28 protein-coding genes, 2 pseudogenes and 1 riboswitch are annotated in these 25,321 nt (G+C 63.3%); of the genes and pseudogenes, 22 read left to right on the top strand and 8 right to left on the bottom strand.

What is annotated here, in order from left to right; all coding sequences use genetic code 11:
• Positions 1–32: 32 nt before the first annotated feature.
• From C8D87_RS19650 to gcvP, 9 genes are all read left to right on the top strand, one after another.
• Complete coding sequence (locus C8D87_RS19650; protein WP_109637258.1) at positions 33–248, top strand: hypothetical protein; 216 nt, start codon at positions 33–35, stop codon at positions 246–248.
• A 110-nt stretch (positions 249–358) separates the two neighbouring features.
• Positions 359–940, top strand: coding sequence for a CDP-alcohol phosphatidyltransferase family protein (locus tag C8D87_RS19655; RefSeq protein WP_109637259.1), 582 nt, complete (start codon positions 359–361; stop codon positions 938–940).
• A gap of 42 nt (positions 941–982) precedes the next feature.
• Positions 983–1,366, top strand: a complete 384-nt coding sequence (gene gcvH / locus C8D87_RS19660; RefSeq protein WP_112227851.1) for a glycine cleavage system protein GcvH — start codon at positions 983–985, stop codon at positions 1,364–1,366.
• A 113-nt stretch (positions 1,367–1,479) separates the two neighbouring features.
• The gene (gene garA, locus C8D87_RS19665; RefSeq protein ID WP_109637261.1) at positions 1,480–1,935 is read left to right on the top strand and encodes a glycogen accumulation regulator GarA; all 456 of its coding nucleotides are present in this window, start codon (positions 1,480–1,482) and stop codon (positions 1,933–1,935) included.
• Positions 1,936–1,968: 33 nt separating this feature from the next.
• Positions 1,969–2,529 carry a transcriptional regulator FtsR gene (gene ftsR / locus C8D87_RS19670; RefSeq protein WP_170155000.1) on the top strand — a complete coding sequence of 187 codons (561 nt, stop codon included), beginning with the start codon at positions 1,969–1,971 and terminating at the stop codon, positions 2,527–2,529.
• A 125-nt stretch (positions 2,530–2,654) separates the two neighbouring features.
• Positions 2,655–3,128, top strand: a complete 474-nt coding sequence (locus tag C8D87_RS19675) for a bifunctional nuclease family protein (RefSeq protein ID WP_030468959.1) — start codon at positions 2,655–2,657, stop codon at positions 3,126–3,128.
• Positions 3,129–3,475: 347 nt separating this feature from the next.
• Positions 3,476–4,042 carry a MerR family transcriptional regulator gene (locus tag C8D87_RS19680; RefSeq protein ID WP_109637263.1) on the top strand — a complete coding sequence of 189 codons (567 nt, stop codon included), beginning with the start codon at positions 3,476–3,478 and terminating at the stop codon, positions 4,040–4,042.
• A gap of 79 nt (positions 4,043–4,121) precedes the next feature.
• Positions 4,122–5,084, top strand: a complete 963-nt coding sequence (locus C8D87_RS19685; protein ID WP_112227852.1) for a Clp protease N-terminal domain-containing protein — start codon at positions 4,122–4,124, stop codon at positions 5,082–5,084.
• A gap of 56 nt (positions 5,085–5,140) precedes the next feature.
• Positions 5,141–5,236: riboswitch (glycine riboswitch) on the top strand.
• 159 nt (positions 5,237–5,395) lie between these two features.
• Positions 5,396–8,287, top strand: a complete 2,892-nt coding sequence (gene gcvP, locus C8D87_RS19690) for an aminomethyl-transferring glycine dehydrogenase (RefSeq protein ID WP_112227853.1) — start codon at positions 5,396–5,398, stop codon at positions 8,285–8,287.
• A gap of 45 nt (positions 8,288–8,332) precedes the next feature.
• On the opposite strand, the gene C8D87_RS19695 is transcribed toward gcvP, so the two are convergent.
• Genes C8D87_RS19695 through C8D87_RS19705 form a run of 3 tightly spaced genes read right to left on the bottom strand, consistent with a single transcriptional unit; the run spans position 8,333 to position 9,564 of the window.
• Positions 8,333–8,512 carry a hypothetical protein gene (locus C8D87_RS19695; RefSeq protein WP_112227854.1) on the bottom strand — a complete coding sequence of 60 codons (180 nt, stop codon included), beginning with the start codon at positions 8,510–8,512 and terminating at the stop codon, positions 8,333–8,335.
• Between the two features lie 12 nt (positions 8,513–8,524).
• Positions 8,525–9,184 carry a maleylpyruvate isomerase family mycothiol-dependent enzyme gene (locus tag C8D87_RS19700; RefSeq protein ID WP_112227855.1) on the bottom strand — a complete coding sequence of 220 codons (660 nt, stop codon included), beginning with the start codon at positions 9,182–9,184 and terminating at the stop codon, positions 8,525–8,527.
• A gap of 2 nt (positions 9,185–9,186) precedes the next feature.
• On the bottom strand, positions 9,187–9,564 hold the full coding sequence (locus C8D87_RS19705) for a DUF3224 domain-containing protein (protein ID WP_146771782.1): 378 nt from the start codon (positions 9,562–9,564) through the stop codon (positions 9,187–9,189).
• Positions 9,565–9,613: 49 nt separating this feature from the next.
• Here C8D87_RS19705 and C8D87_RS19710 point away from each other — a divergent pair, with 49 nt between their 5' ends.
• Positions 9,614–10,585, top strand: coding sequence for a helix-turn-helix transcriptional regulator (locus tag C8D87_RS19710; RefSeq protein WP_112227857.1), 972 nt, complete (start codon positions 9,614–9,616; stop codon positions 10,583–10,585).
• Positions 10,573–11,385: an aldo/keto reductase gene (locus C8D87_RS19715; protein WP_109637270.1), complete on the top strand. Its 813-nt coding sequence runs from the start codon at positions 10,573–10,575 to the stop codon at positions 11,383–11,385. Before C8D87_RS19710 ends, C8D87_RS19715 begins: the two co-directional genes overlap by 13 nt.
• Here the strand turns inward: C8D87_RS19715 and C8D87_RS19720 are convergent.
• Both C8D87_RS19720 and C8D87_RS46010 read right to left on the bottom strand, forming a co-directional pair.
• A complete protein-coding gene (locus tag C8D87_RS19720; RefSeq protein WP_112227858.1) occupies positions 11,372–11,653 on the bottom strand; it encodes a nucleotide disphospho-sugar-binding domain-containing protein in 282 nt (93 codons plus the stop codon). The two genes, C8D87_RS19715 and C8D87_RS19720, sit on opposite strands and share 14 nt — an antisense overlap.
• The gene (locus C8D87_RS46010; RefSeq protein ID WP_170166490.1) at positions 11,653–11,859 is read right to left on the bottom strand and encodes a hypothetical protein; all 207 of its coding nucleotides are present in this window, start codon (positions 11,857–11,859) and stop codon (positions 11,653–11,655) included. Before C8D87_RS46010 ends, C8D87_RS19720 begins: the two co-directional genes overlap by 1 nt.
• Here C8D87_RS46010 and C8D87_RS49205 point away from each other — a divergent pair.
• Positions 11,824–11,961: pseudogene (locus C8D87_RS49205) on the top strand (hypothetical protein); the annotation flags it as partial. The gene C8D87_RS46010 and the pseudogene C8D87_RS49205 sit on opposite strands and share 36 nt — an antisense overlap.
• Before the next feature lie 74 nt (positions 11,962–12,035).
• Here the strand turns inward: C8D87_RS49205 and C8D87_RS19730 are convergent.
• Together C8D87_RS19730 and C8D87_RS19735 are read right to left on the bottom strand one after the other, a co-directional pair.
• Positions 12,036–13,742, bottom strand: a complete 1,707-nt coding sequence (locus C8D87_RS19730; protein WP_112227860.1) for a substrate-binding domain-containing protein — start codon at positions 13,740–13,742, stop codon at positions 12,036–12,038.
• Between the two features lie 63 nt (positions 13,743–13,805).
• Positions 13,806–14,087 (bottom strand): annotated as a pseudogene (locus tag C8D87_RS19735) (3-methyladenine DNA glycosylase); the annotation flags it as partial.
• Positions 14,088–14,333: 246 nt separating this feature from the next.
• Here C8D87_RS19735 and C8D87_RS19740 point away from each other — a divergent pair.
• From C8D87_RS19740 to C8D87_RS19755, 7 genes are all read left to right on the top strand, one after another.
• A complete protein-coding gene (locus tag C8D87_RS19740) occupies positions 14,334–15,890 on the top strand; it encodes a recombinase family protein (protein ID WP_215732398.1) in 1,557 nt (518 codons plus the stop codon).
• Between the two features lie 13 nt (positions 15,891–15,903).
• A complete protein-coding gene (locus C8D87_RS19745; protein ID WP_112227862.1) occupies positions 15,904–16,662 on the top strand; it encodes a DUF2637 domain-containing protein in 759 nt (252 codons plus the stop codon).
• Positions 16,663–18,620: 1,958 nt separating this feature from the next.
• The gene (locus C8D87_RS49210) at positions 18,621–19,232 is read left to right on the top strand and encodes an NUMOD4 domain-containing protein (protein WP_112227863.1); all 612 of its coding nucleotides are present in this window, start codon (positions 18,621–18,623) and stop codon (positions 19,230–19,232) included.
• Positions 19,233–19,327: 95 nt separating this feature from the next.
• Complete coding sequence (locus tag C8D87_RS45195; RefSeq protein ID WP_146771783.1) at positions 19,328–20,164, top strand: hypothetical protein; 837 nt, start codon at positions 19,328–19,330, stop codon at positions 20,162–20,164.
• Between the two features lie 131 nt (positions 20,165–20,295).
• Positions 20,296–20,721, top strand: a complete 426-nt coding sequence (locus C8D87_RS49405; protein WP_459178192.1) for an FDXHR family putative zinc-binding protein — start codon at positions 20,296–20,298, stop codon at positions 20,719–20,721.
• 435 nt (positions 20,722–21,156) lie between these two features.
• A complete protein-coding gene (locus C8D87_RS45200; protein WP_146771784.1) occupies positions 21,157–21,936 on the top strand; it encodes a hypothetical protein in 780 nt (259 codons plus the stop codon).
• Between the two features lie 349 nt (positions 21,937–22,285).
• A complete protein-coding gene (locus tag C8D87_RS19755) occupies positions 22,286–22,492 on the top strand; it encodes a hypothetical protein (RefSeq protein ID WP_112227864.1) in 207 nt (68 codons plus the stop codon).
• Between the two features lie 388 nt (positions 22,493–22,880).
• Here the strand turns inward: C8D87_RS19755 and C8D87_RS45205 are convergent, their stop codons facing one another.
• Complete coding sequence (locus C8D87_RS45205) at positions 22,881–23,141, bottom strand: hypothetical protein (RefSeq protein WP_146771785.1); 261 nt, start codon at positions 23,139–23,141, stop codon at positions 22,881–22,883.
• A gap of 141 nt (positions 23,142–23,282) precedes the next feature.
• Here C8D87_RS45205 and C8D87_RS45210 point away from each other — a divergent pair, with 141 nt between their 5' ends.
• From C8D87_RS45210 to C8D87_RS19760, 3 genes are all read left to right on the top strand, one after another.
• Positions 23,283–23,633: a PspA/IM30 family protein gene (locus tag C8D87_RS45210; RefSeq protein WP_146771786.1), complete on the top strand. Its 351-nt coding sequence runs from the start codon at positions 23,283–23,285 to the stop codon at positions 23,631–23,633.
• Between the two features lie 501 nt (positions 23,634–24,134).
• The gene (locus tag C8D87_RS45215; RefSeq protein ID WP_146771787.1) at positions 24,135–24,551 is read left to right on the top strand and encodes a hypothetical protein; all 417 of its coding nucleotides are present in this window, start codon (positions 24,135–24,137) and stop codon (positions 24,549–24,551) included.
• The gene (locus tag C8D87_RS19760; RefSeq protein ID WP_112227865.1) at positions 24,551–25,150 is read left to right on the top strand and encodes an HNH endonuclease; all 600 of its coding nucleotides are present in this window, start codon (positions 24,551–24,553) and stop codon (positions 25,148–25,150) included. Before C8D87_RS45215 ends, C8D87_RS19760 begins: the two co-directional genes overlap by 1 nt.
• Positions 25,151–25,321 lie beyond the last annotated feature (171 nt).

The following is a 25,321-nucleotide window of genomic DNA, read 5'->3' on the forward strand; positions in this document are numbered from 1 at the left end:
CGCGACATCCCTGGTGTCACGGAGGGATTGAAATGAGAACCGCCATGGAGACCCAGCCGCAGCAGTCCGCAGAGATGCAGACCGCGCTGCCCACCACGCCGTGCAGCGTGGTGTGGAGCCGGGGGCACGCCTACGTGCTCGAGGGTTTCCGCGCTCGCTGGGTGGGCCGCGACGACCGGGGCCGCCCGCACGCCATCACCGGCGCCGAGATGCAGCGCCGCGGCTGGACGCTCACCCGGACAGCCTGAGCTCGACCCCGCAAGAACCGAACACCGCGCACCAGACCCGCAACCAGTCGCACCGCGTGCCGTGACGCCATCCGGCAGCCCGTGCGCAGCCACTCGTTTAGAGTGCGGGTGTGCGTGATCCGGCTGATCGCCTGCTGACGATTCCGAACCTGCTCAGCGTGTTGCGGCTGGCCGGTGTTCCGCTCTTCCTGTACCTGTTGCTCGGACCCCGCGCGGACGGCTGGGCGCTGCTCGTTCTCGTCTTCGCGGGGCTTTCCGACTGGCTGGACGGCAAGCTCGCCCGCTGGCTCGACCAGGCCAGCAAGCTGGGCGCGCTGCTCGATCCCGCCGCCGACCGCCTGTACGTGTTCTGCACGCTGCTGGCGTTCGTGGTCAGGGACATCGTCCCGCTGTGGATCGCTCTCGTGCTCGTGGGCCGAGAGGTCGTCGTCGGCATCTGCCTGCTGATCCTGCGCGGGCGCGGCTGGGCCCCGTTCGAGGTCACCTACCTGGGCAAGGCCGCGACTTTCAACCTGCTGTACGCGTTCCCCCTGCTGCTGCTCGCACAGGGCGACTCGGGCTGGGCGCAGGTCGCCCAGCCGTTCGCCTACGCGTTCACGGTCTGGGGCGGAGCGCTCTACCTGTGGTCGGCGCTGCTGTACGTCTACCAGTTCTTCCTGGCCCTGCGGGTCACTCCCGGCAAGGCCGCGTGAAAAGATCACCCCATACAGGTTCAGCACGAGGAGCGCAGTCAGTTGATTCCCGAGGAGCTTCGCTACACCGAGGAGCACGAGTGGGTCGCCAGCACGGGCGAGAACACCGTGCGCGTCGGCATCACCGACTACGCCCAGGAACAGCTCGGTGACGTCGTCTTCGTCCAGCTGCCCGAGGTCGGCCACACCGTCTCCGCGGGCGACACGTTCGGCGAGGTCGAGTCGACCAAGAGCGTGTCCGACCTCTACTCGCCGCTCGACGGTGAGGTCGTCGCCATCAACGACGCGTTGGTGCAGACGCCCGACTCGGTCAACAGCGACCCGTACGGCGAGGGCTGGATGGTCGAGCTCCGGTTGAGCGACCCGGACGCGATCGAAGGGCTGCTGGACGCCGACGGGTACAAGGCTTTGGTGGAGAAGGAGTGACGTCGATCTTTCGCCGGATCTTCGGCCGGAAGGGGAGCCGCGCTCAAGGTGGCGACTCGAACACGATAGGTTTTACCGGAAGTGACGGATCCAGCAGCAGGAGGAGAGCTCAGGTGAGCACGAACGACGGCCCAGGCGTTCCGCCGGAGCAGTCCCCGGAGCGGACCTCCGTCTTCCGGGCGGACTTCCTCGCAGAGGTCGAAGGCGCAGAGGCGCCCGCGCAGGAGCCGGCCGTTGCCGGCGTAGACGCACTTCCCGCCGGTTCCGCGCTGCTCGTGGTGAAGCGCGGCCCGAACGCCGGTTCCCGGTTCCTGCTGGACCGCGACACGACGAGCGCGGGACGCCACCCCGACAGCGACATCTTCCTGGACGACGTGACGGTGTCCCGCCGCCATGCCGAGTTCCGCCGGGAAAGCGGCGAGTTCGTCGTCATCGACGTCGGCAGCCTCAACGGCACCTACGTCAACCGCGAGCCGGTCGACCAGGCCGTCCTCGCGAACGGCGACGAGGTCCAGATCGGCAAGTTCCGCCTCGTCTTCCTGACGGGTCCTGGCTCCTCCGGAGCCTGACGCGTGACGGCCGGGCGGCCACAACGCGGGGTACTGAGCATCGGGGCGGTGCTCTCGCAGCTCCGCCCCGAGTTCCCCGAGGTCACCATCTCCAAGATCCGCTTCCTGGAAGCGGAGGGGCTGGTCCGCCCGGCACGCACGGCCTCCGGCTACCGCCAGTTCTCCGTGGCGGACGTCGAGAGGCTGCGTTTCGTGCTGTCCGCACAACGCGACAGATACCTGCCGCTCAAGGTGATCCGCGAACAGCTCGACAGCGCGGTTGCCGCCGACTCCGGCTCGGTGACGCGGGCAGACCTGCTGGCCCAGACCGGAATCAGCGCGGAGCAGCTGTCCCAGCTGGAACGCGACGGTCTGCTGCGCGCGGGCCCCGGTGGCCGTTTCACCACCGATGACATCACCGCGCTCCGCACGATCCGGACGATGACCGGACTCGGCGTCGAGCGCGAGCAGCTGCGCGCGGTTCGCGCTGCGGCGGACCACGAGGTGGTTCTGCTGAAGTCTTTCTCAGATCCCGAGACGGTCCGGGAATTGGCTGACCTGTTCACCTCGTTGCACACGTTGTTGGTAAGAGCAGGTCTGCGTCAATCGTCTTGATCACGTTCTGCCCGCAACGATTGAGCACACGGCCCGCTTGGCGGGTAGCGTCGAACGCATACGCCGGGGGATGCTCGGAGACAAACCGGGTACTCCCCAACGAGTCCAGAGGGAGGCGAGACCCGATGAGCGAGATGCGCGTCGTGGGCGTCCGGGTGGAGCTGCCCCAGAACCAGCCGATCCTCCTGCTGCGCGAAACCGAGGGCGAGCGGTACCTGCCGATCTGGATCGGCTCCGTCGAGGCCACGGCCATCGCACTCGAGCAACAGGGCGTGCGCCCGGCCCGGCCCCTCACCCACGACCTGCTCAAGGACGTCATCGGAGCGTTGGGTCGCAACCTCGAACAGGTGCGGATCACCGACCTGCAGGAGGGCACCTTCTTCGCCGAACTCGTGTTCGACGGCGACGTGCGGGTGTCCGCGCGGCCCTCGGACTCGGTGGCGCTGGCGTTGCGCGTCGGTGTGCCGATCCACGCGGAGGAGTCCGTGCTGGCCGAGGCGGGCCTCATCATCCCGGACGAGCAGGAGGACGAGGTGGAGAAGTTCCGCGAGTTCCTCGACTCGGTCTCGCCCGAGGACTTCCGCGGAGCGGACACATAAGCGCAGTCGCGGAGCGGACACATAAGCACAGTCGCGGAGCGGATACATAGGCGTGTCGCTGTCCGTCTTGTTTGGCACCGGCGTAACTCGTCCGCTTGTCGCTCTTTTGGGCTACTTTCCGCACAATTTGCCCGCTAAACGATCACTAAACGTCACCTGAACGTCCCACTTCGGGTGACGGCGTGACTATCTACCTGAGGTTGAGCGTCGACACTCCCCGCGCGTCGCGTTGACCTGCCCTCTGACCGGTCTTACCGTCGAACTCGAGTGGACGTCGCTGGTTTGCGTGAGCTGACGTAGCGGCTTGACGGCCATGAGTTTCGTGGCCGTTCCGAGGGGAGGCAGGCGTGGTCGAGGAAGCGCCCGTTCGGGCCGAATCCGGGCAGCAGGGTGAGCTGTTCCCGGACTCCTCGCTGCCGGACGAGCTCGTCGGTTACCGGGGTCCCGCGGCGTGTCAGATCGCGGGCATCACGTACCGGCAGCTCGACTACTGGGCCAGGACCGGCCTCGTCGCTCCGACGGTGCGGATGGCGCACGGCTCCGGTAGCCAGCGGCTGTACTCGTTCAAGGACATCCTGGTCCTGAAGGTCGTCAAGCGACTGCTGGACACCGGGGTCTCGCTGCAGAACATCAGGGTCGCGGTCGACCACCTGCGCCGCCGCGGCGTGCAGGACCTGGCGAAGATCACGTTGTTCTCCGACGGCACGACCGTCTACGAGTGCACCTCGCCTGAGGAGGTCGTCGACCTGCTGCAGGGCGGCCAGGGCGTGTTCGGCATCGCGGTCTCCGGCGCCATGCGGGAGATCAGCGGCACGATCCACGAGTTCCCGGCCGAACGTGCGGACGGCGTCGAGATCGCTCCCATGACGGAGGACGAGCTGGCGCGTCGCCGCCGGGAGCGCGCGACCGGCTGAGAGACCGTGGCCGATCGGCTGTCGCTCGTGGCCAGTCGGCAGCAGCGTTGCGATCGTGGCGCTCTCTAGCGTTGAGCGCATGATCTACACACCCTCCTCGCAGGTCGTGAAGGTGCTCGCGGCCGCGGTGCGGCGAGCGTCCCGGCTGGAGTTCGGCTTCGTCGGCACCGAGAACCTGTTGATCGCGCTGGCCGACACGACCGGCCCCGGCCGCAAGCTGGGTGTGAAGTCGCTGAGGCCCCAGGCGATGGCGCGCGGAACCGAGCACTGGGCCGGTGACGACGGCGGCGTCCTCGCCGAGCCCGATCCGGGTGTCACCGCCCTGATGCGTGCCGCCCACCACCACGCTCGCGTCACACCGGTGCTGCCGGTCAGCCGTGCGCTGGACGAGTGCCTCCGTGCGGCGATCACCGACGCCGGCGACGGTGTGCTGACCACGACCCACCTGTCGCTGGCGTTGTTGTCGCAGGGCTCCGGGCGCGTGGCTGATCTGTTCACCGTTCGTCGTGTGGACGTCGAGGCGATGACCGAGGCCGTGCGCCGAGCCGCCGAGCCCGAGGAAGCACCTGCGGTGTGGCTGCTGCGCAAGGCAGGGGCGCTGGAAGGCGAGTCCGGTGGCGGGTACGTGCGCTGGTTGACGAAGCTGGTCGTGCGCGGCGGCGGGCTGGGCGGACCCGTGCTGCCGGCCGTGCGCAACGAGGCCGAGAGGCTCGCGGTGGCTGCCGGACGTCCGGAGGCCACGGCCGCCGACCTGGTGGCCGCGGTGCTGACGGTCGACCACCAGCTGACCGTCGCCGGACGACGGTTGCGGCCGGAGTTCGAGTCCGGTGGGGCGGCGGCGCTGCGGGCGGCAGGAGTGGACCCGGCCGCGTTGCCGGCCGCGTCCGGTGCCGGGGTCGAGCGGTTCGTCGAGGGCGCGAAGCTCGTCGCGGCGCAGCGCGGGGACGACGTGGTGGGCACCTCGCACCTGCTGGTGGCGGTGCGCGAGGACCTGCTCGACCCGGTCGGCAGGGTGCTGCGCGATCTCGCTGTTGAGACGTAGGTCGCGTCCCTGGGGACTAGGTGGGCCACCTGCGGGTATTCTTCGCGGGTAGTCGCTGAACTCAGGCGGGAGAGACCGGGCCTCGAACCCGGCGCCGAAGGAGCAAGTCCCTCCCCGGGAACCTCTCAGGCATCCAGGACCGCGTGAGCGAGACGCCTCTGGAAAGTGGACCGCTGAAGATCTTTTTGCGGTCCCGCCGACGGTGAAAGCCCTGGTTCGCGCCGGGGTGAACCTCTCAGGCGCCCCTCGGGGTACGGACAGAGCGGGGAGGGCACCAGGACACGTGTGCCCGCAGCCCCCGGAGGCGTTTGATGTCGCAGGACCGCATTCCGCTCGCCGCTCTCGAGCACGGCACCCCGTTCGCCGACCGCCACGTCGGTCCGCGCCCCGCCGAACTCGCGCGCATCCTCGACGTCATCGGCGTCGGGTCGCTGGAGGAGCTGGCGCAGCGCGCGGTGCCTTCGTCCATTCACGAGCGCGACCTCGTGCTGGACCTGCCCGCCCCGGCCACCGAGACCGAGGCGCTCGCCGAGCTGCGTGAGCTCGCGTCCCAGAACCGGCCGATGACGCAGATGATCGGTCTCGGCTACTACGACACCGTCACGCCGGGCGTGATCCTGCGCAACGTGCTGGAGTCGCCCGCCTGGTACACCGCGTACACGCCGTACCAGCCGGAGATCTCGCAGGGCCGCCTCGAGGCGCTGCTGAACTTCCAGACCATGGTCGGCGACCTGACCGGCCTGCCGGTGGCGAACGCGTCCATGCTGGACGAGTCGACCGCCGCCGCCGAGGCGATGACGCTGGTGCGCCGCGCCGGTCGGTCCAAGTCGAACAAGTTCGTCGTGGACGCCGACACGCTGCCGCAGACGCTCGCCGTCATCGAGACGCGCGCCGAGCCGCTGGGCATCGAGATCGTCGTCGCCGACCTGTCGCAGGGCATCGAGGGCCTCGGCCTGGGCGGTGACTTCTTCGGCGTGCTGCTCTCGTACCCCGGCGCGTCCGGTGTGGTGCGCGACCAGGCCGGCCTGGTCGAGGAGATCCACGCCGCCGGTGCGCAGGCCGTGGTCGCCGCCGACCTCCTCGCGCTGACGCTGCTGCGCGCGCCGGGCGAGATCGGTGCGGACGTCGTCATCGGCACCACCCAGCGCTTCGGTGTGCCGATCGGGTTCGGTGGCCCGCACGCCGGTTACATGGCCGTCCGGTCCGGGCTGGAGCGTCAGCTGCCCGGCCGTCTCGTCGGTGTCTCCGTCGACGCCGACGGCTCGCTGGCCTACCGCCTCGCGCTGCAGACGCGCGAGCAGCACATCCGCCGCGAGAAGGCCACGTCGAACATCTGCACCGCGCAGGTGCTGCTGGCCGTGATCGCCTCCATGTACGCCGTCTACCACGGTCCCGAGGGCCTGCGCGCCATCGCGACCCGCGTGCACCGCATGGCCACCGTGCTCGCCACGGGCCTGTGCGAGGCCGGTCTGGACGTCGTGCACGGCGAGTTCTTCGACACCGTCCAGGTGCGCGTCGAGGGCAAGGCCGCCCGGATCGTCGAGAAGGCGCGCGAGGCAGGCATCAACCTGCGCCAGGTCGACGCCGACGTCGTGGCGATCGCCTGCGACGAGAAGACCACGCGGGCGCACGTCGTCGCTGTGTGGGAAGCCTTCGGGGTCACCGGGTCCGATGTGGACGCCATCGACGCCGACACCGCGGACGGCATCCCGGCAGACCTGCGCCGCACGTCCGACTACCTGACGCATCCGGTCTTCCACGCGCACCGCTCCGAGACCGCGCTGCTGCGTTACCTGCGTGCGTTGTCGGACAAGGACGTCGCGCTCGACCGCAGCATGATCCCGCTCGGCTCCTGCACGATGAAGCTGAACGCCACCGCGGAGATGGAGTCCATCACGTGGCCGGAGTTCTCGACGCTGCACCCCTTCGCGCCCGTCGAGGACGCCGCAGGCCTGCTGAAGATCGTCTCTGACCTCGAGGACTGGCTGGCCGAGCTCACCGGCTACGACGCGGTGTCCCTGCAGCCCAACGCCGGTTCGCAGGGCGAGTTCGCCGGTCTGCTGGCGATCCGCGCCTACCACCGCGCGAACGGCAACGCCGACCGCGACGTCTGCCTGATCCCGTCGTCGGCCCACGGCACCAACGCCGCGTCCGCCGTCATGGCCGGCATGCGCGTCGTCGTCGTGAAGTGCGACGACAAGGGCAACATCGACATGGGCCACCTGCGGGAAACCGTCGCGGAGCACGCGGACGACCTCGCCGCGATCATGATCACCTACCCGTCGACCCACGGCGTGTACGAGGACACGGTCCGAGAGGTGTGCGGCCTGGTCCACGACGCGGGCGGCCAGGTGTACGTCGACGGCGCGAACCTCAACGCCCTCATCGGCCTCGCGCGCTACGGCAAGTTCGGCTCGGACGTCTCGCACCTGAACCTGCACAAGACGTTCTGCATCCCGCACGGCGGCGGTGGCCCCGGCGTCGGCCCGATCGGCGTCCGCTCCCACCTCGCCCCGTTCCTGCCGAACCACCCGCTGCAGCCCACCGCGGGCCCGGCGACGGGTGTCGGCCCGATCAGCGCCGCCCCGTGGGGTTCCGCGTCGATCCTGCCGATCTCGTGGGCCTACGTGCGCATGATGGGCGGCGACGGCCTGCGCCGCGCCACCCTGACCGCTGTGGCCGCCGCCAACTACGTCGCACGCCGCCTCGACGAGCACTACCCGGTCCTCTACACCGGTGAGGGCGGCTTCGTGGCCCACGAGTGCATCCTGGACCTGCGCCCGATCACCAAGGCCACCGGCGTGACGGTCGACGACGTCGCCAAGCGCCTCGCCGACTACGGCCTGCACGCCCCGACGATGTCGTTCCCCGTCGCCGGCACGCTGATGGTCGAGCCCACCGAGTCCGAGGACCTGGCCGAGATCGACAGGTTCATCGACGCCATGATCGCCATCAAGCGCGAGATCGACCGCGTCGGCGCCGGCGAGTGGCCCGTCGAGGACAACCCGCTGCGCAACGCCCCGCACACCGCGGCCTGCGTGACCGTCGGCGAGTGGAACCACCCGTACACCCGCGAGGAGGCCGTCCACCCGGCCGGTACGGGCGCTCCGAAGATCTGGCCGCCGGTCCGCCGCATCGACGGCGCGAAGGGCGACCGCAACCTGGTCTGCTCCTGCCCGCCGCTCTCGGCGTACGGCAGCTGATCCGGTCCGGTGAAAGGGGCGCACTCGGGGGTGCGCCCCTTTTTCCTATGCGGCCGAAGGGCAGGCGGGGTCGCCGCAGTCCTCGTCCACGCTGAGGCCGGGCTGGGTCAGGTCGTGCTCGAACGCGTAGTGGAAGCACTCCGGGTGCATGCGCTCGAACAGCTCGTAGTCCTCCCGGTCGAGCTCGACCGGCTCACCGCACCGCTGACAGGTCTGGTCGTTCACCGGCAGATGGTCTCACTCCTCGAAGGGCTCCGGCCGGTGCCGTCCGAACAACGCGAGCGACGAGATCCAGGTGTCCGGATCCCCGTCCCAGTCCATCGCCTTGATCTGATCCGCCGACCGCCGCCCGCCGATGGCCCGCATCAGCTCGAACGACGTCGTCCGCAACGTCCCCTCCGGCTCGCCGTGCCCCAGCACCCGGTCCCCGTGCTCCAGCGAGATCCGCAACGCGGGCACGTCGTTCTCCCGCATCCGCTGATCCAGCTGCTGCAACGGTTTCGTCAACGCCGACCGCACGGCGACGCCGTCCCGGTCACCAGGCACACCCAGCGCCGCCCGCAGATCGTGCTCGTGCTGCACGACCTCGGAGATCAGCACGGACCCCATGGGGGTGTCGAACAACGGCTCGGCCAGCTCCCGGTTCGCGTCCCACTCCGCGAAGGCGTCGTCCAGCGTGTTGGCCCGGCGGTCGCGGACCTGCCGCTCACCCCACTCACCGGACTCGACGCCGTCGAACCGGCGGTCCACGAAGTCGCGCAGACCGCCGGCGAGGTGCGCCACCACGTCCTTGACCGACCAGCCGGGCGTCGCCGCCACGGGCGTCTGGGGATCCCGGCCTCGCACCAGTTCGGTGATCCGCTGCCTGGTCGCGTCGTAGACGGGGGCGTTGGTCATGGTCAGACCTCGTACTCCAGGGTGTAGGTGGCGCTGCCATCCTCCGCCCAGTCGATCGTCGCCGCACCTCGCGCGCCGGCGTAGGCCCCGGTGCCGTCCAGAATCTCGATCACGGCCTCCACACTGGTGCGATAGGCGCCCACGTGCCGCAACACCAGCGTGCCGTCGTCGGTCGTGATCTCCTCGATCGCCGTCGTCCACGCCACGTTGTCGCCGTACGACATGAGGTACCGGCAGGTTCCGACGCCGCTGACATCACCCGCGTAGGCGAACTGGACGTGCGCCTCGGTCAGCTTGCGTCCCTCGACCTCCTGGTACGGGCGGCCGTCCCAGGTCTTCTCGTCCCAGCTCTTCACTTCGATGGTTCCGGTTGCCTTCATGCGGACCACTCTGCTGGCGATTCCTGACAGTTCGTGTCAGGTTTGAGAGATGAAGTCCAGCCGGCTCATCCAGGTGCTCCTGCTCCTCCAGTCGAGGGGCCGGATGACGGCGGACGAGCTCGCCGCCGAGCTGGAGGTCTCGCCCCGCACGATCTACCGCGACATCGAGTCGCTCGGCGCCGCCGGCATCCCCGTCTACGCCGACCGCGGCCCCACCGGCGGCTACCAGCTGATCGACGGCTACCGCACCCGCCTGACCGGCCTCACCACCGGCGAGGCCCAGTCGTTGTTCCTCGCCGGCCTGCCAGGCCCGGCGGAGGAGCTGGGGTTGAAGGAGTTCGCCGCCGCCGCTCAGCTCAAGCTCCTCGCCGCGCTGCCGACCGAGCTGCGCACCCGCGCCGAGCAGATCCGCCAGCGCTTCCACCTCGACACCCCGACGTGGTTCCGCGGCGACGAACCCGCCGAGCACCTCGCCGCGATCGCCGACGCCGTCTGGGAGCAGCGCCGGATCCGCATGACCTACCAGCGGTGGGGCAACCAGACCGTCGAGCGCGAGGTCGACCCGTACGGGCTCGTGGTGAAGGCCGGCACCTGGTACTTCGTCGGCAGCGGCCGCACCTACCGCGTGTCGCGTGTCCTGTCGCTCGACACGTTGCCGGAGACCTTCGACCGGCAGGCGGACTTCGACCTGGCCCGGTACTGGGCCAGGTGGTCGGAGCAGTTCGAGGCCCGCATGTACGGCGAGCGAGTCACGGTCCGCATGACGCAGGCGGGCCTCGGCAAGACCCAGTACCTGCTGAGCGGCTACCAGGCCCGGGTCGTCCGGGAGACCGCGCCGCAGCCGGGCCAGGAGTTCGGTTTCCCCACCGAGTCGACCCGGCACGCCGTCGCTGACCTGCTCAAATTCGGTGCGGACGTGGAGGTGGTCGCTCCGGTCGAACTGAGACACGAACTCGTCGAGACAATCAAGGCGATGCAGGACGTCTACAACGGTGCGAAGCTACGCGCATGGTTCCGCTGATCGCGTTGAACAACGGAGTACGGATCCCTCAACTCGGCTTCGGCGTCTTCCAGGTGCCGGAGGACCAGGTCGCCGGTGCGGTCACGACCGCGATCGAAGCCGGCTACCGCAGCATCGACACGGCGGCCGCCTACCGCAACGAGTCCGGTGTCGGCGACGCGATCGCAGGCGTCCCCGACCTGTTCGTCACGACCAAGCTGTGGAACTCCGACCAGGGCTACGACTCGACGCTGCGCGCGTTCGACGAGAGCATGCGACGCCTGCGCCGCGACGTGCTCGACCTCTACCTCATCCACTGGCCGACCCCCGAACGCGACCTCTACGCCGAGACGTGGCGCGCGTTCGAGCAGCTCTACGCCGACGGCCGCGTGCGTGCCATCGGCGTCTCGAACTTCCACACGCGACACCTGCAGCGCCTCTTCGACGAGTTCCCGACCACTCCGGCGGTGAACCAGATCGAGCTGCACCCGTTGCTGCAGCAGGAAGAGATGCGCAAGGTCCACGTCACCCACCGCATCGTCACCGAGGCGTGGTCCCCGCTGGCCCAGGGCGCGTTGCTGCACAAGCCCGACATCACGAGCCTCGCCGAGAAGTACGGTAAGACCCCGGCCCAGATCGTGCTGCGCTGGCACATCCAGCTCGGCAACGTGGTGATCCCGAAGTCCGTCACGCCCTACCGGATCAAGGAGAACATCGACATCTTCGACTTCGAGCTGGCCCAGGACGACATGACCGTCATCGCCGAACTGGACAACGGCACCAGGACCGGGCCGGACCCCGACCGCTTCAACGTCGCCTGACCAGCTCCTCGACCAGATCCGCCGCCCTGGCCGCGCCACCGGCCGCCGTGATCGCGCGCCCCAGCTCGCGCACCCGGTGGCGCGGCTGAGCGAGCACCTGGTCCACCGCGTTCCTGAGCCGCTCGGGCTTTTTCCGCACGACCCCGGCTCCCACCCGCGCGACCCGTCGCGCGGCCTGAGGCTTGTCCAGCGAGCCCGGCACCACGACCATCGGCACACCCGCCTCGACCGCGGCGAGCACGCCACCCCACCCGCCGTTGGTGATCATCACATCGGTCCGCGGCAGCAGCAGGCATCGAAGCGACCAATATCCGTGGTTCCCCCATGCGAGCAGGCTGCGGTCGGTTCATGTCGGGCCCAGCCGAAGCCGTCAGCACACGCAATGCCGAGGTCGTCCGCCGCTATCTCCGGGTCTTCGAGACGAGGAACGTCGCCGAGCTGGCCGAGCTCGTCGCCGAGGACGTCCTCGTGCACGGCGCGACCTCTCACGTCCGCGGACGGCACCACCCCGAACAGGCGGTGCTGACTCCGGGACTGTCCAACTGCCGCGTGCAGGTGGACGACTTCTTCGCCGCGGCCGACCGGGTGACCGTGGCTTGCACGCTCAGGCAGGACTCCTGCCGGAGCAGATTCCGTCGTTCTGACCGCGGTCAGGCGTTCGTCGACAGCACCTGGCCGAGTGCCGCCTCGATCCCGTCGGGGTTCTCCACCACCGACACCGAACCGCCGGTGGTCTGCGCGATGTCGGTCAGCGCGCCCTTGTCGACCTCACCGCCGATGGCGATGAAGCTGACGGCCAGGTCCTTGCCGTGCAGGCGGCTCTTCAACGCCGCCAGGTCGATCCCGCCGTCCGAGGTGCCGTCGGTGATCACCACGACCCGGTTGACCCGCCCGGCCACGAAGCCGTCGTGCGCGGCCTCGTAGCAGGCCGCCAGCGAGCTGTAGAGCTGTGACCCGTCGGACGTCCTGAGCCCGTCGACGGCCCTGCGCAGCGCGTCGCGCTTCTCCGCCACCGGCCCGGTCCCGACGAGCTGCTTGTAGGGCTTGGCGCCGTCGAGGTCCCGCGCGAACTCCCAGAGCCCGAACGACCCGGACACCGATCTGTCGATCTGGCCGCGCAGCGCGGCCTTCACCTTGTCCAGCCGGGGTTTCATCGACGTCGACACGTCGGCCAGCACCGTCACGACCTGCCCGCCGCGGTCCGCCGACGCCCACGCCGACGAGATCTGCTGCGTGGTGGTCGCGTCCGCGGCGACGAGGTTCTCCGTGACAGCGGCCCAGGACACGCCGGGGGAGGGCGTCGGACGGTCCTGAGTGGACTCGACCCGCAACCCGCCCTTCGCCAGGATCTTCTGCTGCTCGGGCTCGGTCATGAACTCGCGGAACGCCTGCGCCGCCCGCTCTTCCGCCTCGCCGACCTCGGAGCCGCCCAGCGCGATGTACGGGAAGTCCGCCACCGGCGCCGGTCCGACCGGAAGCACGCCCACGAGCGGCTTCGACGGGGCTTCCTTGCCGGTGTTGTGCTTGTAGAGGTCCACTTCGGACACCGGCGTGACGCTGAAGCCCGCCGCGTTGACCGTCGCGCTGTCACCCAGGCGCCGCAACGCGTCGCGCGTCGTCGGCGGCACCTCCGGCGGCACCGTGGCCGCGAGCTTCGTGAGCTTCGCCTTGGCGCTCTCCGAGTTGAGCGACTCGGCCGTGACGGGACCCCTGCCCTCGGCCAGCGCCGACTGGATCGCGAGCGCGGACGCCGTGTTCGCGGACGGGTCGGGCATGGCGACGCTGAACCGTCCCCACGACTGGCCGAACTTGTTCCAGTCCGTCACCTCGGGCATGTCCGACCAGCGGAAGTCCTTCAGCACGGGCGCCGCCGCCTCCGGTGCCGCGAGCAGCACGGGCGAGGTGCCGACGGACTTGGGCGCCGCGCCGACGAGCTTCGCGTTGAGCGCGCTCAGCCGGTTCGCCCACAACGTCGAGTCGGGCAGCCACGCGTGCGGCCGCTTGCCGAGCTTGGTCTCGTCCCACGTCGTCGTCAGCCCGTCCAGCACCGCGGACGAGTCCAGTGACGTCACCTCGATGGCGATGCAGTGGTCGTACACAACGGGCCGCGTGGCGCTCCATGCGCGCGCGACGTCGGCAACAGCCCCGGCAACACTCGGCGTCGCGGCGACGCGCAGCACCGAGTCGCCCTCGCTGCAGTTCTGGGCCAGGGCCCTGGCCCGGCTGTCGAGCACGCCACCGGCCCACGACCACGCCAGGTACCCGAGGCCGATCAGCACGACGAACACGACGATGAGCACGGGCCACTTGGCGATCCCGCGCCGCACCCTCGCCCGCAGCGCGCGGTGTCGAGACATCGATCCCTCACAACTACTCAGCGGCCCCCGACGACCGCCAATCACGCTAACAGGTGAACTCGCTCAGCGAAGTGAAGTCACTGTAAGTATCGACTGGCACACGAACACGAGCCGTTCTCGCAACGGTCGTGCCCGCTCGGCGAACGCCGCCTGCTGCCGCGCGTACTCCGCCCGCCCGTCGGGGGTCTCGATCGGCACGGGGTCGTACCCGAGTCCAGCCAGGTCGTACGGCGAGGCCCGCATGTCGAGCTCGCGCACGTCGGCTGCCAGCTCGAAGCAGTCCGCGACCAGGTCGGACGGCGTGGCGGGCTCCATCTTGTAGGCCCACTTGAAGAGGTCAAAGTGGTTGAAACCTACAAGCAAGGGGGCTGATGATGACCAGCAACGAACGTAGGGCAGTCAAGGGCGAGCTGTGCACCTGCGGCAGGCAGGCCGTGACCGTGTTCCGTACCGAGCTGCATGGAGAGATCGGTTGGTGCGGAGTCAGCAACGTCCCCCAGGTCTCCCCGTGCCCGTGGTGCTCAGGGGATCACGGCGGCAAGTGTGCCCACTACTCGATCTCTACGCACTGACCAACAGGGAGCGAATCAGGTGGCATCTAAGGCGAAAACCCGAACTGGTGTCCTTCGCGTGCTGGGAGCCGTGAGGCTTAGTCGGACAACCGATGAGAGCACGTCCCCAGAGCGGCAGAAGCAACGCATTCACTACTGGGCTGGTGGCAACGACGCGCGGGTTGTCCAGGTCACCGAAGATCTTGATGTGTCCGGCGCAGTCTCACCGTTTGATCGTCCGGGGCTGGGGGAGTGGCTGACTGATGGCAAGGCCAATGAATGGGATGTGCTGGTCTCATGGAAGCTCGACCGTATTTCCAGGTCAGCAGAAGACACGCTCAGGCTCTTGAAGTGGTGTGAGAAGCACGGTAAACGAATCGTCTGTGTAGATGATGGGATCGACTCCGAAACCCAAATGGGTAGGGTGTGGATTCAGCTTGCAGCCATCTTTGCGGAGGTCGAACGCAATACCATCAAAGAACGAGCCCTAGCAAGCCGTGAACAGCTCCGGAAGTCTGGCCGTTGGCATGGTGAGGCAGTTCCTTATGGCTACATGCCTGAACCCATTCCTACGGGTGGTTGGCGACTGGTCATCGACCCGACTGCTCAAGAGCACGTAGACCGGATTGTGTCTGATGTTCTGGCCGGTAAGTCGGTGCAGTCCATTGCCGATGGGTTGACTGAGCAAGGTGTGTTGAGTCCTAGGGATCACTTCCGCAACGTACGGGGCCTCAAGGTCAAGGGCGCCAAGTGGAACCCACAGACAATATTCAAGACGCTGGAATCACGTGCGTGGCTGGGTGTGGTCTCCCACGAGGGAAATCCTGTGCTCGATCCTGAGGGTAACGAGATCACCAAAGCCGAACCCCTGATCTCGCTTGAGACGTGGCACCGCATCCAATCCGCATTGCAGGAACGTCGTATTGGCAAGGTGAACAACCGGACGTCTGATGCAAGCCCTTTGCTGGGTGTCATTGGATGTAAGGAATGCCAAGCCAACATGCATCACAGGGCACAAATGATGAGTGGTAAGCAGTACAGGTATTACTACTGCCCAAAGAAGCACGGGAAGTCCGTGAAGGCAGTCGAGTTTGAAAACGCGTTTGAGCAGACCTTTCTAACTCTGCTTGGCGACAAGACGGTAATGCGACGCGAGTATGTAGCCGCCGAGAATCACACTGTGGAGCTGATGGATGCTAAGGCCACGCTCAATAGCCTCATGGCATCCATGATGTCTGCACAGTCCAACACCGTTCGAGAGGCACTGACTCAGCAAATCGCTTCTGTAGACCTCAGGATTGCTCACCTTGAAAGCTTGCCTCAGCGTGAAGCCGAGTGGCGCATGGTCCCGACCGGTAAGACCTACGCACAGGAATGGGATTATGCCGACCAGGAAGGTCGCAGGCAGCTTCTCATCAACTCGGGTATTCGGGCTCTGACTATCAATCTGGGTAAGGGCAAGACGCCAGTAAGTTTCTACATCCCTGCCAACATCCTTGAACGAATGGAAGACCAGGACGCGTCTGACTTCCGGTCTGAAGAGTCTCCCTGGGAGTTGACAGTCCAAGAGCTGAACGAACTCATCAACAACAACTAGAAGGGGGAATAGCATGAACAAGACATTGTTTTGGATTGCCGTAGTCGCAGTCATCGTAGTTGCCCTGGTTGCCGGAATCGTTTCCTATGACCACCTGCACACGGTTGCCGTTGCCGCAGGCGAACAATCCTGGATTGCCAAGCTTGTGCCACTTTCCGCAGACGGCCTGTTGGTTTCCGCCAGTCTTTCCGCATTCGTGGCAAAGTGGCAGGGCCGGAAGGTTCATGGCATGACCAAGCTGAGCCTGGCCGTTGGCCTTACCGCGTCGGTTGCCGCGAACATCGCATCACCCTTTGTGGGTGGACTTACCGGAACTGGTCAAGACATCCTTGCCGCAATCGTCGGTGCGTGGCCTGCCATTGCCCTAGCACTCTCGTTTGAGGAAGTCCTCAGGCTGAGTGTTGCCCACACTTCCGTTCCGGAAACAGCCGAGGAAGTAGCCGCAGTGCCGGAAACGGCAGAGACGGAAGCAGTGGTCATTGCCGAACCCGTGGAAGTTCCGGAAGTAGCGGAAGTGCCACAAGCGGAAACCCCGGAAGTGCTCCCATTGCCGGTGGCAGCCTCACCAGTGCGGAAGTCGAGTCCCCGGAAGTCCCCGGCAACTCAAGGCGGAACTTCGGTCAAGGCGGAAGCGCTCGCATATCTGACCGCCAACCCCAACACTACTGCCGTTGAATTGGCAGCGAGGTTCGACCGGTCCGACCGATGGGCACGGATGATTCGTAAGGAATTCCTGGAGAGCGGAAAGGCTCTGCAACTGGTATCCGCATAAAAGGACCATTGGGATAGCCGCTAACTACCCCAATGGCAAGTCAATAGTACCAAATCGTCTAGAGGGTCGCCCAATGGCGGCCCTCTTTCTCATGCAGGGGAGATTGCAATGATTGCACCGTGGAAGCCCATAATTGGCTATGAGGGTGCGTATGTCATCCACCTGATGATGTGCCTAGATCGGCAATGCGCAGACGGGCTTTTAACGCGTCCCAGTCTGAGCGAAAACCGGACCATAATGCAGAGCATGTGACATCCGGGTAGTACTTGACGGTGGTCTTAAACCCACTCTTGCATTTGTTCAGGTTGTACTCGGACGCAGATCTGATGATGGAGCTTGCAGCAGCACGAACCTCACTATATCTACGGCTGTCGGGGTGTTTGTCTATCTCGGACCTGAGGTCAACGGCCACCTCTGCCATTGGGTCATAGTCGGTCTTGCAGGGTTCCGACGCATTACACGGCGTGAGTCGTCGATCTATAGCCTCTATTGACGCTGAGAATTTGTCTTGAAGACGAACATCCCCCGCCGACTCAGAGCCGTTGTCGGGTGCCGCTCCGCAGGCTGACACCAGCACCAACCCGACCACCAAGAGGGCATGGCCACACCTGGTCACGCTCATGAGACTCACCCGCTTCACGTTGCTGGTCTGGGCATGGTGACACCGCACCCTGTGTCGAGCCCTGTCAGACAGCAGCTCGGCGACCGCGTGTGCCGACACAGGCCGGACGCAAGCAGGAACAAGCCCTGAGAGCCTCTCTAAGCGCTTGAAGGTCCGCGACCACCAAACCGTACCCGGAACCGGGCTCCAGTGGCGCAGCGTTGAACTGAGGGGCTTAAACGAGGGTCTTGCACTCGACCTTGACCACGGGTATAAGCCCTGAACCCCCGGACCAGGCTCAGCCTGCACAGTCACCAACAGGCTGAAACCCTTGGCGCACAACGACTTCAGTCACTTTCGGGTGGTGCTGGCAGCCCTCAGTGACGTTGAGGTCTCACCAACTGAGTACCCGATGACGTTGAGAAGTCACCTTTCCCGCGTGCGCGTAGTAGAGGCTCGTGTGCGTCCACACGCGCGGCTCATCCCCGTAGGGGATGGACTACCTACTCAACCGCTGGAGTGACCTCCACCCTCAGACCTCACCGCAGGAACCCCCGAGGTCAATGGATGGGTGCAGAGGCCCCAGAAAGGGCCTCTATGGGTTGAATGAATGGCATCGGTGGTTGGGTTGCTCAGCCATTGGAGTACGTGCCTGCGGTTCGTTCGAGCCACCGGAAATTGGGCAGACCCGAGCTACCGTTCAGGAACTGGACCAATGTACCGCAGACGTGAGGTCACCGACTGAGCCAAAACCCCTTGACCAGGCACGATGCCCAAGCCGGCAACGGGACTGCGATAATACCAATGCATGTCTATGGTGGCGAGGTGCGTCACATACACAGGGCAGATGTGCTTGTGCCCGGTCATATACAGGTTGAGGGACTAGTCACACCAGTGTCATGGTCCCAGCTGGATGACACCTAGTACAGGGTGAGACGTCTTTCCGGGCTCGCCACTGGCACCCCCAAACGCCCTGTAAAAGTGACCTGGGGGAAACGCAGATACTGATGTGAGGTGCATCACACATACAGGGCAGTTGGGCGGTTCCCCGGTCTAGTACAGGGTGAGAGACCATCTCACTCAACCCATATACGTACCTCCATGCTCATAGAGCTTGGAGGATTTTTAGTTTGCGCTCCTACTGATCACTAATCAGCTACCAATCGGCTACTTACTGCAACAAGGGAAGGGGTACTAATGGCCACCGACACGTTCAGGTGTGGGCACGAACGTACTGCTCTGAACACGTACAACTCTGGGAACAACCCAAGATGCCGACAGTGCTACAACGATTACCAAAGGAATTACCGCCGTAAGGCGTCACAGGCTCTGCGAGAGAAGGAGGGAAGGTGCAACGGTGGCTAAAGAGTTGTGGGGGGATATCCCCGAATACGAGGGACTGTATCAGGTAAGTGATCATGGCCGCGTGCGTTCCCTTGACCGTGAGATTGAATGTATGAGCCGGTGGGGAGACCCAATGACAAAGCGATGGAAAGGCCGTGTCATGAAGCCGACACGGAGCAAGTTGACCGGGCATCTTATGGTCAGCCTCTGGCGAAGCGGCGAAATGCGAAAGCGGACAATACATACGCTAGTCGCAGAAGTATTCATCGGGCCGCGTCCAGTCGGTATGGAGGTACTGCACGGACCCAATGGCGTCACTGACAACAGTGTGTCTAATCTGAGCTACGGCACTCACGCCCAAAACATGCGGGACATGCTGAGGGATGGTACTCACAACGAGGCCCGTAAGACGCATTGCAAGTATGGGCATCCGTTTAATGAGCGCAACTTGGCGAAATACATGCTTAAACGAGGCCGTCGACTATGTCTAGCGTGCTCTCGTGCTCAATCAGCGTTAAAGGATATTCGCAAGGCAGGCAAAGCTGAGCCAAACTTTCAAAGGCTTTCCGACATCAAATACGCTGCAATTCGCAACGGCGGTCAGGACGTCACTGAAGACGAGTAAGTCAGTCACCACCACAACCACATACGAACCACACGATGACCAGGCTGCCACGCCTGGTTTTTTCATACCCGACGTAGGACGAAAGGAACCATCACGTGACGAACAACGACAACGCAGCCCTGATTCAGCTACGCGGCGTAGTACAGCAGCTCAAGACGGTAGGAGTAACCATCCCGGAAGATCTGGCCTCCGAGATCAAGGGCGTAGATACCCTGCGAGTAATGACGGAACAGACCCGACATGACCGTGACAACGCAATGCGTGATCTTGGCCAGGCCCCTACCCAGGATCTCGAAAAGGCTTTGAGGGAAGCACGGCTTAAGTGGGCCGAGTCGAGCGTTGATGCTGAATTCATCTCACGGGCAGAGGCGATCCAGCAGGGCAGGGTTTCGGGAGCGTTCTACCGCAATGCAGGCTGGTTCCTGGAAGAGCTAACCGACAAGATGAATGCCGTTGTGGATGAGTATGAGCTGAACACGCTCCGACTTCCACCGAACCTAAATGAGATCAACCCGCTATGGATGACTCCTGAGGATCAGAATTCTATTGAGGCGTTTCGAAGTGCAGTTCCGATTCTGGACTCACTATGGAACCCGTACAAGATGGTTGCGGTCGCGGTGGGACACCAGTACTCCATTGCCAACAAGACGGATGAGGGTCCCTCGGTCGCCGTGGCATGGCTCGTTTCCGACGTCGAATCGTCCAGGGATGCCGATGCGCTCGCAACCGACTTCCGTCGCCTGAGTCAGGGTGTGACCAGTATGGAAAGGATTCGGTCTCTGGGAATCTGGGGCGTGATCTCACTGTCTGGTTTCAATATCGACATCTGCTCACCGGAAGAGGCTGAGTATCGACGTGAGTTCGCCCGCAACCCAGCCAGCGCATCTGCACCCCCTGCAAAGAAGCGCAAGGCAGTACTGCTCAACAAGTAAGCAACCGAATAGAAGTGGGTAGCGGCCTGCGGCTTGTCGCACCCGAGTAGTTCGGGTGCTTAGGGATTCAGCTTTGCTGAGATCCCGCGAACCGCAGGCTTTGTCATGCCCAAGCAAAGGAGAAAGACCACATGGAGAAACTGACCCAGACCACAGCACAGTTCGCGACCACCACGCTAGAGCCTCACCCAAACGCGTTTTCAGGGCTTGAGAGCCCTTGGCCGGTACAACCACCCTACCCAGACGAAAAAGTCGCTCAGAATGACGCATTGACGGCAAAGAGGCCCCGTCTAAATACATGCGGTGGATGTGATGCCAGGTGGAAGGGAGCCAAGGTCTGTCACTGCTCCGCCCGTGGCTGCCATCAGACGTTTTCTACGGTCACCCTTTTCGACTTGCACCGATCCGCAGAAGGTGACCACGGTTCTTGTAAGGACCCTGCGACCATGAGGAACGGCAAGACGGGTGAGCCTCTGATGTCCTTCCGTGAGGGTGTCTGGCGTGGCCCTGCAATGACTGAGGAACAGAAGGTTGCAAAGTATGGAGGTAAGGCGTGAATGACCCAATCCCTGCACAAGTCAAATGGTGTGGTCAGTGGTACGAGCTAGGTAAGGCTCTCAAAGGGCCGTTTGTAGAGGTCTTGAATCACGACCTAAAGACATGGTTCCGGGTTCGCAAGGGCGACTGTGAAGCGGCAACCTTCCTCGACCTGGAGAGCTACACCTATCGCACGGTGAGTGGACCGTTCGCCAACAACCAACTTGTGTAGAAGAAAACCAATCTGAAGGAGAGAGATCCTATGTCGTATACCGCAGGAATGCGTGACCGAAACCAACCTGAGGAGGTGTTCACCATGTCAGCACCTAAGCCGACCCCCGAGAAATGGGGACGTTGGCAAACTGAAGTAGTTCGAGGATGCAAAGGCCGAAAGGTTGTTCCCTTGACCAGCAACACACGAATCAACCAGCAACTCCGCGCAGAAGAGGTAACCAATGACGAACGCAGTACAGACCGACCAGACTAACTCCTACAACGACGCTGACAGGGTATTGGAGATTCTTTCGAATAGTACTATGGGCCTCCGTCTTGAGGACATTTATCGAAAGCTGTCCGGTGACGTCCAGTATCTGTCTCCTCAAGAACTCCCCGAGTTTGACCCGTTCGGCGATAACGCGCCTGATCCGAAGCTAGACAGCCTGCGGTCATTGATGGACGGACACAGGGATGCGGGAAAGGTGGAGCTGAACACCCTTGGCCGTTGGCAACTAGTACGTACCCCGTTCGCCCCTCAGAAGCCTGTACAGCCTCCAAAGGCAGCTGTGCCTAGTCCCAGGGCACCTCAGACTGTCTCAGCCGCTCAGCCCCCAGAAAAGCCGTTCCGGTCAGACAAGCAGACCCGCAAGGGTGAGAAGCACCCAGGTTCGGCAACCAAGAACCGTCCTACCCGAGACGACTTCACTCAGAATGAGCATCAGATGGCAGTTTTCATGATGGACATCGGTTCGGTTGAAGGGTTTATGGCGCTACGACTGGCAACTCTTGCTTACGGCACTGATAAGTATGGTGGTCGGGGAGTCTTCAAGGCACCCATTGATACTGCCGCTGACCTCTGCAAGATGGGCCGTTCCACGTTTAGCCGGAATCTGGTGAAGCTTTTGGATGCCGGGTTGTTCGTTCGCTTGGACAACGCTATGGGTGGTCGAGGCAACCGGAACCCCATGATCCTAAAGCCCTCACTGCCTGCGTGGTACAAGAAGGGCAGTGAACTATAAACCTTCTCACTTCTGAGAGGGTTTAGTGGCCAATACGCCCGCTGACCTGCGGAAACCCCGTAAACCTTCTCACTAAAGGTTCTCAGATGTGGGGAACGATAGTCTAATGGTAAGTCTAGAGACTCGTAGACCTAAGAGACGACCAGCTTAGGGCTGGTCTTTCTCGCATTATCCCAGGTCATCGCAAGAGCAACCGCAGGTTGCTCCCACACTCCGTGTGGACATTTAACGTCACCGGGTATGTCTAGTGTAGTAACAAACCCTCTCACTTCTGAGAGGCTTTCTAGTCTGAACACCCAAACCCTGTCAGATTTGGCAGGGTTTCTCACTCGACCCGTAAGGAGCGCCTGTGCACAAGAACCCGCTTATCGCTGGTCCGCACATGACCATCTCAATGGCGGAACTTGCCGAACTGAACGGTGGCACCGTTGAGGAAGCTATTCAGTCAATGACTCGTTTGGTTGAAGTCGGCCTATTCGCGATCATTGACCATCACCCTGACGACTGGACTATCTGGGCAACGTTCATTCCGACCATCCCTGAGGACGTCCCATGAAGCCAGTAGATATGGAGGTGTTCACGCACTACCAAGAGAACGACACTAGGACCTATCCAGTCCTGATCGGCTCGTGTCCGTGGTGCTGTCGCCTGCACAAGTTTCCATTCAGTCTCAGGAGCCGCTTAGAGGCCGTGAAGCTCACTGGACAGATAAGGACACCAGAAGCTCACCGCCTGCACTGTGAAGCGTTCTCAGAGGGTGTAACGCTAGTCGTCAGGGATGAGCCCATGAGCCTCTACCGACGTCCTCTCACAGACGAGAAACCAGAGGATTGGAATCGCTGGATTCGTATCACTCCTCCCTCGGATGAGCCTCCCTTCTGAAAGTCATACTCACACCCCGTCTGACCTGCAATAAATGTCACCGCGGCCTGACGGAAGTTCCTCTACCTGCGGAACGTCACATAGGTCCCGTACGCCGCAGGAGCAAGCGACACAAAGTGCCATCCCTGCCTCACCATCTCATTGATTGCCTTTGTGGCCTCGGCCGCAGCTACGGCAGGTTCAGAAATCGGCCCACTTACGTGTTTCACCACGTATTCATCCACCGCGACTCCTTTAATTGCAAACTTTCCGATCTGACAGATCATACGACCAACAGCAAGGAGACCCATTGAACCCATCCCAAATGCCACGACGTCGACCACGGCGTAACAGCAACCCCAGTCGATCACGCAACGAACCCAGGACAGTTCTACAGGCCCGCAAGCACGTAGCGGACGTCAAGGTAATGGACAAGGACAAGCACAAGATTCGCATGCAACTGCACTTCGGAAAGGATTAGACCGATGTTGGATCTCATCGCAACTCAGGCACTAGTGGAGCGTGCTCAGGCAGACGCACAGAAGGAGGTCAGTCGCTATAAGGCTCGCATTGATAACGCACCCACTCTGGCTAGGGACGAACTGGGCAAGGAATATCTACCTCAGATTGAAGGCCTACAGGCTGACATCACCACAATCACTCAGGAGCGAGACCAGGCACATGCACGTATCGAAAAGCTAGGCGTAGCCGTGTCCCTGGGAATCCCTCTCAAGAACGCTGCCACATTCGCAGAGCTTCTACAGGGCTCTAACCCAGACGAGTACGAGGCCCATGCAGAACATCTACTCGAACTCTTCAGGAAGGCGGGAAGGTAATGGCCACTAACCGAATCCCATGCAAGAGGACCTCATGTCCTGGGACTATCCGGGCTGGTGCTAACTACACCCATTGCAGCGCTCTCTGTAGGTACACAGACGTACAGGTGGATATGGCCCTGAATAAGGGCGACAACGCGTCTGTAGCAGAGCTGAGCGCACTACTAGGGATTGTAGACGCGGTAAATGCATGGCGTGCGGTTGTACAGGTAGAGGCGCGACTAGGAAAGCGTCGTAATAAGAGCGCGAACACACATGCACACAACACCCCTGAGAGCCCCTGTGGACCTACGTAGAGATAGTGGGTAGACGTGGGTATAGGGAGAGGGGAGAGCGTGGCTGTGTGTGGCTTACGGGAGGGCATTAAGACGCCTTTCTGGCAAAAGGTATGGGGGGCTATACCCGGTACCCCCTCTCTTGACCGGTGCGTATAGCGTTCGGCCGATCGCGAGGCAGTTAAAGGGTAGTTGAAGTTAACTAAAAGTAGTTGGGAGATGTGAAATGAGTGATTCAGGTACCGGCTCAGACGTGGATATCTACGTACCACCCGCGCCAGACGGTCTCAATGACGATGCAGTGGCTTTCTGGGAGCATGTTCACGGGGCCACGCCTATCAGTGATTATGAGAGGACGATTCTTGCAAAGCTATGTCGTGCCCTCACTCGGGTTGATGAGCTAGAAGACGCCTTGAAGCGTGATGGTGACTTCCTGATTCCAGGTTCGCATGGAAGTACGGTCATCAATCCCCTGTTGCCTGAGATGCGACAGCAACTGACCACGATCAACACGCTATACAGGACTTTGAAGCTCCATGATGTGATCGGAGAGCTTCCTAACGCCAAGAACGAGCCTGCGGTAGACCCCAACGTGGTTGATCTGATTGCCCGTGCCAAGAACAAGAGGGCGAGTGGTTCCTGATGCCACGCGAAAAGGGACGTCCTGGCCATGCGACGGTCAGAAACGACACAGACGTAGGAAAGAAGCACGCGAAGATCGCTGCACTTGTTCCGGTCGTGGATCACCTCAGGCTCAGGCTTGACTCCCAGCCCGATTACTCCGGCATGTCAGATCATCTAGACGATGCGGTAGACGACGTGGTGAATGACATCCTTGAATCACCCGTAGAAGACCCTGTCAGGATCTCACTTTTGTTCCGAGCTGTTCTAGAGTCGCCAGTAGAGATCAATGAGAACTCGATCCACTGGAATCCGCCGCCTGTTGTTGTGCTTGTGGTGAGGGAAGTTGAACTCAATCGTGGTTTCGTGGCCCTGGTTGATGATGAGGACTACGAACGAGTATGTGAGCACACTTGGGAAGCCTCGTTCACTAATCAGGTCTACGCGTTGAGGAAGTACAAGAATGATGACGGCAGAACGGCTCGTGAGTCTCTGCATGACTTCCTCATGAGCCCGCCTGACGGTTTCCGTGTGGAGCACGTAGACGGGGACAGGTTGAACTGTCAGCGTGAGAATCTGCGACTCGTGGAAGTCGAGCCCAAAACAAAGGACCCGGCTTAAGTAAGCCGGGTCTCCAGGGCGTATTTGATTCCTGCTGTCCATTAAGCGATTTGAGGCGTTGAACCCCTTCTCGGGTATGACCACCCTAGGCGGGCGTAAAAACGGCTCAGAGGCTCTCTGGGTAGGGCGTAATGGCCTGTCCTTAGTTGTCACACGATCCAGATACAGCAG

This window comes from Lentzea atacamensis, from assembly GCF_003269295.1.
In the GTDB taxonomy this organism is placed as follows: domain Bacteria; phylum Actinomycetota; class Actinomycetes; order Mycobacteriales; family Pseudonocardiaceae; genus Lentzea; species Lentzea atacamensis.

Coding starts and splice junctions, on each gene's coding strand:
- C8D87_RS19650 (WP_109637258.1), top strand. CDS start 33: ATGAGAACCGCCATGGAGACCCAGCCGCAGCAGTCCGCAGAGATGCAG.
- C8D87_RS19675 (WP_030468959.1), top strand. CDS start 2,655: ATGAGCGAGATGCGCGTCGTGGGCGTCCGGGTGGAGCTGCCCCAGAAC.
- C8D87_RS19685 (WP_112227852.1), top strand. CDS start 4,122: ATGATCTACACACCCTCCTCGCAGGTCGTGAAGGTGCTCGCGGCCGCG.
- gcvP (WP_112227853.1), top strand. CDS start 5,396: ATGTCGCAGGACCGCATTCCGCTCGCCGCTCTCGAGCACGGCACCCCG.
- C8D87_RS19700 (WP_112227855.1), bottom strand. CDS start 9,184: ATGACCAACGCCCCCGTCTACGACGCGACCAGGCAGCGGATCACCGAA.
- C8D87_RS19705 (WP_146771782.1), bottom strand. CDS start 9,564: ATGAAGGCAACCGGAACCATCGAAGTGAAGAGCTGGGACGAGAAGACC.
- C8D87_RS19710 (WP_112227857.1), top strand. CDS start 9,614: ATGAAGTCCAGCCGGCTCATCCAGGTGCTCCTGCTCCTCCAGTCGAGG.
- C8D87_RS19715 (WP_109637270.1), top strand. CDS start 10,573: ATGGTTCCGCTGATCGCGTTGAACAACGGAGTACGGATCCCTCAACTC.
- C8D87_RS19720 (WP_112227858.1), bottom strand. CDS start 11,653: ATGATCACCAACGGCGGGTGGGGTGGCGTGCTCGCCGCGGTCGAGGCG.
- C8D87_RS19730 (WP_112227860.1), bottom strand. CDS start 13,742: ATGTCTCGACACCGCGCGCTGCGGGCGAGGGTGCGGCGCGGGATCGCC.
- C8D87_RS19745 (WP_112227862.1), top strand. CDS start 15,904: ATGAACAAGACATTGTTTTGGATTGCCGTAGTCGCAGTCATCGTAGTT.
- C8D87_RS49405 (WP_459178192.1), top strand. CDS start 20,296: ATGGAGAAACTGACCCAGACCACAGCACAGTTCGCGACCACCACGCTA.
- C8D87_RS45200 (WP_146771784.1), top strand. CDS start 21,157: ATGACGAACGCAGTACAGACCGACCAGACTAACTCCTACAACGACGCT.
- C8D87_RS45210 (WP_146771786.1), top strand. CDS start 23,283: ATGTTGGATCTCATCGCAACTCAGGCACTAGTGGAGCGTGCTCAGGCA.
- C8D87_RS45215 (WP_146771787.1), top strand. CDS start 24,135: ATGAGTGATTCAGGTACCGGCTCAGACGTGGATATCTACGTACCACCC.
- C8D87_RS19760 (WP_112227865.1), top strand. CDS start 24,551: ATGCCACGCGAAAAGGGACGTCCTGGCCATGCGACGGTCAGAAACGAC.